General features: G+C 69.7%; 2 protein-coding genes. Both read right to left on the bottom strand.

The features are described from left to right. Positions 1-633: CDP-diacylglycerol--glycerol-3-phosphate 3-phosphatidyltransferase (gene pgsA, locus PKH97_RS16495; protein ID WP_324388694.1), on the bottom strand; the 633-nt coding region annotated here is incomplete at its 3' end. After that, positions 630-1,618, bottom strand: a 989-nt coding sequence (locus PKH97_RS16490; protein WP_324388693.1) for a radical SAM protein, incomplete at its 5' end; no start/stop codon positions are given. The genes pgsA and PKH97_RS16490, both read right to left, overlap by 4 nt.

Raw genomic sequence — 1,618 nt, 5'->3', positions numbered from 1 at the left:
GGCCGCCTGAGCCGCGCGGGCCGCGGCCGCGGCGCGCTTGAGCATCGCGCGCTCACTGGTCTGCCGCAGCCGAAGCGCGTCGACGACGATGTCGATCCCCGTGACCAGGGTGAGCACGACGGCGGCGACCAGGATGACCCAGGCGATGATCGTCCATACGTGATCGGCGGGGAAGGTCCACAGGGGCATCAAGAAGAGGGTGAGCGCGAGGGATTGCAATGCCGTCTTGGTCTTGCCCCCGCGCCCGGCCGGCATCACCCCGTGCCGGATGACGACGAAACGCATCACCGTGATGCCCCACTCGCGCACGAGCACCGGGATCGTGATCCACCACGGGATGTCCCCGAGGATCGACAGGCCGACGAAGGCCATGCCGGTGATCGCCTTGTCGGCGATCGGGTCGGCGACCTTGCCGAAGTCGGTGACCAGGCCCCGTTTTCGGGCCAGTTCGCCGTCGATCCGGTCGGTCGCGACGGCTAGGGCGAAAAGGGCCGTGGCGGCCCAGCGCAGTCCGACATCCTGCCCGTGATCGGCCAGCAACAGCCAGCCGAAGAAGGGCACGAGCACGATACGGCCGACGGTCAAGGCGTTCGGGAGATTCCAATTGGAGACCTCCGCGCGGGCTGCGGTCATCGAGGAAGCGCCTGCAGGTCGACGCCCTCGCTGCCGACGACCCGGGCCGCCACGATGCGCCCGACGGCCAGATCCGGCGTCAAGGGGAGCGTCGTCTGGCCGTCGATGTCCGGGCCTTGGATGCTCGCCCGCCCGATCGCCAGGCCGTCCTCGGCGCTGAGTTCCTCGATGAGCACATCGATCGACGAGCCGATCCGCTCGGCCGCGCGCTGGGCGGTGAGTTCCTCGACCAGATCGGTGAGTTCGGCGACGCGGTCGGCGATCTCGCCGGCGTCGATCTTGTCCGGCAGGGTCGCGCCCTCGGTGCCGTCCTCGTCGGAATAGCCGAAGACCCCGACCACATCGAGTCGGGCCGCCGTGAGGAAGGCGGCGAGTTCTTCGACGTCGGCCGCCGTCTCACCCGGGAAGCCGACGACGACATTGGAGCGGATTGCCGCCTCCGGCGCCAGCGCCCGGATGCGGTCGATCAGGTCAAGGAAGGCGGACGAGGAGCCGAAACGCCGCATCCGCCGCAGCACCGCCGGCGACGAATGCTGGAAGGACACATCCAACCAGGGGACGACCTTCGGCGTCGCCACGATCGCTTCGAGCAGCCCCGGCCGGATCTCGGCCGGCTGCAGGTAGGAGACCCGGATCCAGTCCAGACCCTCGACCTCGGCCAGCCGCGGCAGGAGCTTCTCCATGGCCGCGAGGTCGCCGAGATCCTTGCCATACGAGGTCGAGTTCTCGCTGACCAGGAAGGCTTCGCGAACCCCGCGGTCGGCCAGCCAATGTGCTTCTGCGACAACGTCGTCCGGGTGCCGCGAGACAAAGGCGCCGCGGAACATGGGGATCGCGCAGAACGCACACCGTCGGTCGCAACCACTGGCGATCTTCAGCGGCGCCCACGGCCGCTGGTCCAAGCGGGCGCGCACGACCGAGGGCCCGCTGCGGGGAGCACGCGCTCGCAGGAGCGCATCCGCGCCCGCGCCGTATGCCGCGTCCG

Origin of the sequence: Nostocoides sp. (genome assembly GCF_035343835.1) — a bacterium.
Classification (GTDB): domain Bacteria; phylum Actinomycetota; class Actinomycetes; order Actinomycetales; family Dermatophilaceae; genus Nostocoides_A; species Nostocoides_A vanveenii.
Note: the sequence above shows the minus strand (reverse complement) of the source record. Positions and strands in the feature narration are given on the sequence as shown.